The 6,544-nt window shown below is 68.4% G+C and carries 5 protein-coding genes; 3 read left to right on the top strand and 2 right to left on the bottom strand.

The genetic code is table 11. The annotated features are described in order from the left end of the window. The 3 genes from V5B39_RS21225 to rarD form a co-directional block, all read left to right on the top strand. Positions 1 to 413 (top strand): cytochrome-c peroxidase (locus V5B39_RS21225; protein WP_434735749.1); only part of this gene is annotated, 413 nt, incomplete at its 5' end. 29 nt (positions 414 to 442) lie between these two features. Beyond that, entirely contained in the window at positions 443 to 1,129 is a 687-nt protein-coding gene (locus V5B39_RS21220) for a DUF599 domain-containing protein (protein WP_332344819.1), read from the top strand. Next, positions 1,126 to 2,016, top strand: a complete 891-nt coding sequence (gene rarD / locus V5B39_RS21215) for an EamA family transporter RarD (RefSeq protein WP_332344818.1) — start codon at positions 1,126 to 1,128, stop codon at positions 2,014 to 2,016. The genes V5B39_RS21220 and rarD overlap by 4 nt, the downstream gene beginning before the upstream one ends. 33 nt (positions 2,017 to 2,049) lie before the next feature. Here the strand turns inward: rarD and V5B39_RS21210 are convergent, their stop codons facing one another. Both V5B39_RS21210 and V5B39_RS21205 read right to left on the bottom strand, forming a co-directional pair. Continuing rightward, positions 2,050 to 5,646, bottom strand: a complete 3,597-nt coding sequence (locus tag V5B39_RS21210) for a glycosyltransferase family 9 protein (RefSeq protein ID WP_332344817.1) — start codon at positions 5,644 to 5,646, stop codon at positions 2,050 to 2,052. Then, positions 5,643 to 6,544 (bottom strand): hypothetical protein (locus V5B39_RS21205; RefSeq protein WP_332344816.1); only part of this gene is annotated, 902 nt, incomplete at its 5' end. The genes V5B39_RS21210 and V5B39_RS21205, both read right to left, overlap by 4 nt.

Below are 6,544 nucleotides of genomic sequence, written 5' to 3'. Positions count from 1 at the left end.
TGTCGGCCGATGCGGTGGCCGGTCACGAGTTGTTCGTCGGCAAGGCCGGCTGCGCCGCCTGCCACCGGCCGCCGCTTTACAGTGACAGTCTGTTCTACAACATTGGCCTCGAAGCCGGCAAGACCAAGCCGGATCCCGGCCGCCAGGCGGTGACCAAGGATGCGAAGGACCTGTCGGCATTCAAGACGCCATCGCTGCGTTCGGTCGCCATCGCCGGTCCCTACTTCCATGATGGCAGCGTCAGCAGCCTCGAAGGGGCCGTGCGCTATATGGCGTCGGGCGGCAAGGCGGATCCGAACAAGAGCGCTCTGCTGATTGACCGCAAGCTTTCCGAGCGGGAGATCGGTCAGCTCGTCGCCTTCCTCGACACGCTGACCAGCGACGAGCGTTTCCAGGCGCCGACCCTGCCGTAGGCCGGGTTGTTCTGTGGCAGGATGGGCTGATGCAAGCACTCCACCGTCTCGCGCTGGCCGACTGGCTGGCCCTTCTTGCCTTTCTTGCATGCTGGGCTGGCTATGCCTGGTTTTCCGAACATAGCCGCTGGGCTTCCGGTGGGCTGATCCGCCGCACCCAGGACTTCCGGCTCGAGTGGGCCTACCAGATGCTGGCGCGGGAGGTGCGGGTCACCGACTCGACGCTGATCGGCAACCTGGTGACCAGCGTCACCTTTTACGCCAATACCACCATCTACATCATCGCCGGCCTGGTCGCCGCCCTCGGCGCTGCCGACAGGCTGTTGAACTTTACCGCCGACCTGGCCTTTGCCGGCGCCGGCAACCGGGAAATGCTGGAGATCAAGCTGATGCTGGTGCTGGGCAGTTTCGTCTACGCTTATTTCAAGTTCACCTGGTCGCTGCGTCAGTTCAACCTGCTGTCGATTCTGGTCGGCGCGGCACCGCTCGGTGAGCGGTCGGAGCCGGGCATCGAGCGCTATGCGCAGCGGCTGGCCGGCGCCAACAGCTTGGCCGGCGACGACTTCAATCGCGGCATCCGGGCCTACTACTTTGGTCTTGCTGCGTCTGGCTGGCTGTTCAGTCCGCTGCTGCTCGCCGTCCTCGCGCTGCTGATTATGCTGGTGCTCTATCGACGCGACTATCGCTCGACGGCGCTCGACATCCTGCGCCATTGAACACCAGCCGCCAAGTGGCCGGCGTCGGTTTCGGCCTGCTCGCCTATGGCATGTGGGGATTCTTTCCGCTGTTCTTCCGCCAGCTTGCGCACGTTTCGCCGATGGACGTCCTGAGCAACCGCGCTGTCTGGGCCTGCCTGTTTGTCGGCGGGCTGCTCTCGCTGCGTCGGCAGTGGCACAAGGTCGCGGCGGTTTTCGGGAGCTGGCGGCAGCTGCTGATGCTGGTCATTGCCGCTTCGCTGATCGGCACCAACTGGCTGGTGTTCCTGTGGGCCGTCGCCAACCAGCAGGTGGTCGCCTCCAGCCTGGGCTATTTCCTGACGCCGCTGGTCAACGTGGTGCTGGGCCTGGCGGTGCTCAAGGAGCGGCTGAACCGGCTGGAATGGCTTTCGGTCGCCCTCGCGCTGGCGGCGATCGCCAACGAGGTCATCGCCATCGGCAGCCTGCCCTGGGTGTCGCTGATCCTGGCCGGGACTTTCGGCACCTACGGCCTGGTGCGCAAGCGTTTGCCGGTTGATGCCGTCTCCGGCCTCTGGCTGGAAACCCTGGCCATGCTGCCGGTGTGCGGGCTTTACGCCTGCTGGCAGGCGCAGAACGGGCAGCCGCTGTGGTTTGCCGGCCATGATCTGACGACCACTGCCTTGCTAATCTCTGCCGGTGCGCTCACCGCCCTGCCGTTGTTGGCGTTTTCTGCCGCTACCCAGCGCCTCGATCTGGCAACCGTCGGCATGCTGATGTACATCAACCCGACGCTGCAGTTCGTGACCGCGATCTGGCTCTTCGGCGAGCCGATGCAGGTCGCCCAACTGCGCAGCTTCGGCCTGATCTGGCTGGGCCTTCTGGTTTTCAGTTGGAGCGCTTGGCGGAAGTATCGGCAGCCGGTCTAGCGCAGCGCTGCCAGCGCTGGCGATCGTGGCGCATCAAGCCGGCTTCACGAGGCATATCCCGCCCACCGTCAGGCCGTCTGGCATGCCGGCGACGCCAGCCGACTGAAGTTCGCTGGCCGACTGCCGAATGGCCGGGGGGCTCAGCGCGAGAGCGGTTTCGGGGAGACCCAGCCAGGTGGCGAGGCGGCCAGGACTGGCGATCGAGCGGCGATGCTGGCGGTCTTCGAAGTTCGCCGGCTCGCAGGCGAGATCGAAGCTCAGCACCAGCCGGCCGCCGGGTCTCAGGATGCGGCTGGCTTCGCGGATGGCCAGTGCCGGTTGTGCGAGGTGCTGCAGGACCGAGATCATCAACACGGCGTCGAAACCCTGGTCGGTGTCGCCGTCCGGGGCCGGCAGCGCGTGGAGGGTGGCGGCCCGTACCGCGAAACCCGTGCTCGGTGCCCAGTTGAGGAAACGCCGGCTGGCGTCGGTATTGCCATCGTCGGCGAAGTTGCGGTCGTAGCCGGTGACGGCGTGGCCTTGTGTCGCCAGCCAGGGGCCGAGGGCGCCGCGACCGCAACCCAGGTCGGCGATGCGCAGCCGCGGGCCGCTGCCGTTGGCTGGGCTGATGGCCAGTGCGTCGAGGGCGAAGGCGTATTCCCAGCGTTTGGTGGCGTGCAGGTAGCAGCCGGTGGTCGGGCTGCGGGCGTGGCCGTCGGTGTCGTCGACCAGTTCGCCATTCGCCTGGATCGCACCGAGCAGCGCCGCGCCGGCGCTCGGTACGCGCGACCAGACCGCGCTGCTGGTCGGGTGAAGGGCCCTGGCCGGCAATTGTAGGCCGCGATCGAGCACCGCCAGAACGGCGTCGCTGACGCTGCCCGGGCTGATCGCGGCCATGCAGACCGGCTGCACGAGGCCGCGCGGGCAGCGCCCCAGCCAGTCCGGCGTGCTCCACCAGCAAGGCGTGCAGACCCCGGCGTTCAGGTTGACGTTGTCGCGGTAGCCAAAGAAGCCGACATCGGTGGGGCCGAACAGGACCACCGAAGACGTGCCCAGCGCATACGCGGCGTGCACCAGTCCGGATTCGCCGTCGATGTGCAATGCCGCGCCCTGCAGCAGCCACAGGGCTTCGCCGAGCCGGATGCGGCCGATCAGGCAGTCGTCCACGCCGGCGATCGGCCGGCTGCTGGTGCCGCCGATCTGCACGATGCGCAGCGACGGGTGCAGCGCCTTGAGCTTGCTGACGAGTTCCGCCCAGTGTTCGAGCGGCCAGCATTTCACCGCCTGGCCGGGACGCACGTGTGCGCTGGTGTCGAAGCCATCGTGAAGCGTGATCCATTGCCTGCCCGCGCTGGCGAGGCGCAGGCGTGACCCGGCGTCGGCCTCGTCCAGTGCCAGGCAGAGCGGCGCCTGCTGACCCGCGCGCTCGTCGAGGCTGCCTGGAGTGCAGCGGTCGCTACCGTTGCCGCCGTCGAAGCCGGCGCTCCAGGCCAGCGATTCGGCGCGTCGCCTCCCCGCCGCCAGGTTGAGGCGCGCCCAGAAGCCGTCGAGCTGAGGGTGCCGCTCGACCAGTCCGCGCACGCTGGCGATGCGGCTGTTCGAGCGGGCGATCAGGTCAGCGAGTGCGGGGTGTGTCCTCTGCCATCGCTGAGGGGCATCGAAGAAGCGGACGAACTGGGTGATTTCGACGCGGACGCCGCTGGCCAGCGACCACTCGCGCAGCGAGCGCGTGGCGCCGACCAGGCCGCGACCGCCGAGCGCCTGTTGTGCGAGTTCGGGCCGATCGTTGTAAGTAATGACCGTGCCGTAGCCGGCGAGTGCCCAGAGCAGCTCGATCAGGCGCCCGGCGAGCAGCAGGTCGCCGAAGCCGCCGCCGAGCCTGATCGCGAGGTCCAGCGCCGCAGGCGCGCTGCGCGCTACGGGCGTCGCTACCGGCTGGTCGCCTGCGTCAGGGTCGCGCACGTGATGGTCGCCTACCTCGCGGCCGGCCTTGCTATCGGTCGCGGTGTGCGCGGGTGGGCCGAGGCTCGGGGCGATCTCGCGCAGGCGCGCCGCAACCCGTTCCGGGCCCATCCCTTGCAGGCATTGCAGGTGATGCTGGCAATCGCGTCGGCCCCAGGGTTGGCTGCGGCACGCCGGTTCGCAGGCGAGGCCGCCGCTGAGGGGGTGCAGGGCGGGCCAGGGCATCGCCTCCCGCGCCGGGCTGGTGAGACCAAAAATGCCGAGGGTGGGTACGCCGAGCGCGGCAGCGAGGTGCATCAGGCCGGAATCGTTGGCCACCATTGCGCTGCACTGGGCAATCAGGCGTGCGGTCTCGGCCAGTGCACGCGGCGTGGTGGCATCCTGGACGTGTGCCGGCCAGCGGATCGGGGTGGCGAAATAGGTGCCGCTGGCGTCTTCGTCGGCCGGTGTGCCGACGCGCAGCACGCGGCCAAAATGTTGCGCCAGCTCGCCGTGGCCATGCCACTTCTTCCACGGCCAGCCAGCCTTGCAGCCGGCGTGGATGGCCAGGGTGCCGGCGGCGACGCTGGGCTTTCCCGCGCGTAGCGCCGGTGCCAGCGGCGGCACCGGCAGCGGCCCGCTCCAGCCGAGTTCGCGGGCAATGGCCGTGGCGCAGCCGGGGTCGCCTTCGTCTCGCCAGCGCTGCTGGTCAGCGCAGATCTGGCGGCTGGCCGGTATCCGGTCGGCAAAGCGCGTCGCCCAGTAGGCGAACACGGCCAGCGCCGGCGGTGCTTCGTCGGTCGGCACCCACCGGTTGCCTGCCGGGTCGGCGAGCCGCACACGACTGACGCCGGGCGCGCCGTCGAACAACGCCGCGCTGTCCGGGTAGTCGGCAACGAGAAGCAGGTCCACGTCATGACCGGCGGCGTCGAGGACCGGCACCAGCGAGGCCCAGCGCAGCAGGTCGCCGATGCCGCCGGCCAGTACCAGAATGGCGCGCCGGCGGGGCGGTGCCGCGGCAACCTTTTCTCTGCGCTGTTCGGCGATCAAGGCGTCGATCCGCCCGCGCGGGACGGCTGTCCACCAGGCGTTGCCCGTGTCCTTGCGACTGGAGTTGCCAGCATGCACCCCCGCGATGCACAGCGCCGGGTCGTCCAGGTCGATGCACTCGGCGGCCTGTGCCGACCAGACGAAATGGTTGTCCTCGCCGATCGATTGATCACGAAACGGGTGGGTGCGCCAGAACTCACGCCGATAGAGCAGCGTCGCCCCGCAAAGCCACGGCCGGCGACTGCCCTGGTAGCGGTATTCCCAGGCGCGTGCGCCGTCGAGTTCGCGGAAATAGACGCGGCTTGATCCGCACAGCGCCATGCCAGGCTGCGCCAGCAGCGCGTGCATCTGGCGGCTGAGGCGGTCGGCGGCGTACCAGTCGTCGTCGTCGCAATGGGCGATGTATTCGCTCCGTGCCGCAGCGCAGGCGAAGTTGCGTTTGGCGCCAAGGCTCAGCCCCGGTGGGCAGGCGATGTGACGCACGCGGCCGCCAGCGAGCGCTGCGCCAAGGCTGTCCGGCACGCCGTCTTCGCTGACGATCAGCAGTTCGGCATCCTGGAAGTCCTGGGCGAGGAAGTTGGCGACCGCGGCGGGTAACATCGGGTGCCGGTTGCGGGTGGGCATCAGGCACGACACGCGCGGTGGAACGGTGCTGCTCACGGTTTTGTCAGATGGGGGGCCCAGGTGGTCCTGGCCTGCGCGATCAGCGGCGTCCGCCAGCCGTCGTCCTTGCCGAGGGCCGCGTTGACGCCGGTCAGTCCCCCGGCCAGCAGGCCGTTCCACTGTGCCTTGAACAGCGCCGATGCGCGCACGTTGAGCTTCCCGGCCTCGGCGGCGTTGGTCGCCCTGGCCTTGGCAATCTGCTGCGCGGTGGCGCGTCGCTTGCCGCTCGACGAACGGCCGAAACCGACGCCGGTGCCGCCGAGCGTGCTGCCGATGGCGGCGAACAGGTGCCGGCGCTGGACATGCACGTTGGCTTCGCTCACCTTGCCGCTGTCGGGTGTTCTGCCGACCACCGAGACATTGGCCGGCAGCGTCGCCGCCGGTGCCTTGACGCCCTTGTCGACGGCGACGCCGCCACCGATCGTCCCTTCGCCAACGACCGTCGTGTCCAGCAGATTGCCCTCGGTTTCGAGTTTCTTCGCCTGCTGTTCGACGTCCTTCAGCGGCTGCGCCTGGTGCGCCGCCTTGTGTACCTTCTTCCTCAGCCAGATCGCCGACAGCCCGATTCCGTCCTTCTTGTACAGATCGAGGCGTTTCTTCCCCTCCTTGCGCATTCTGTCGGCCAGCGGCTTGTCGACCTTGGCGATCGGTGTTGCGATCGCCTGATAGAACTCGCCCATCGAGGCCAGCATGATCTTCTGCGGTACGTGGTGCGACTCGCCCTTGGCTTTCTTGATCGCGTCCGGGCGTGGCACCTCGTGCGTGCCTACCGCCCATTCCTTGCCCTGCTTGGCGACTATCCCCTTCTTGCCCGAGCCGGTGTAGAACCAGTACACCTCTCCGTTCTCGACCTTCGAGCCGATCGTCTTGAAGACCGGGTGCGCGCGCTTGACGC

Origin of the sequence: Accumulibacter sp. (assembly GCF_036625275.1) — a bacterium.
GTDB lineage: Bacteria > Pseudomonadota > Gammaproteobacteria > Burkholderiales > Rhodocyclaceae > Accumulibacter.
This window is presented reverse-complemented; position numbering and strand designations above follow the sequence as displayed.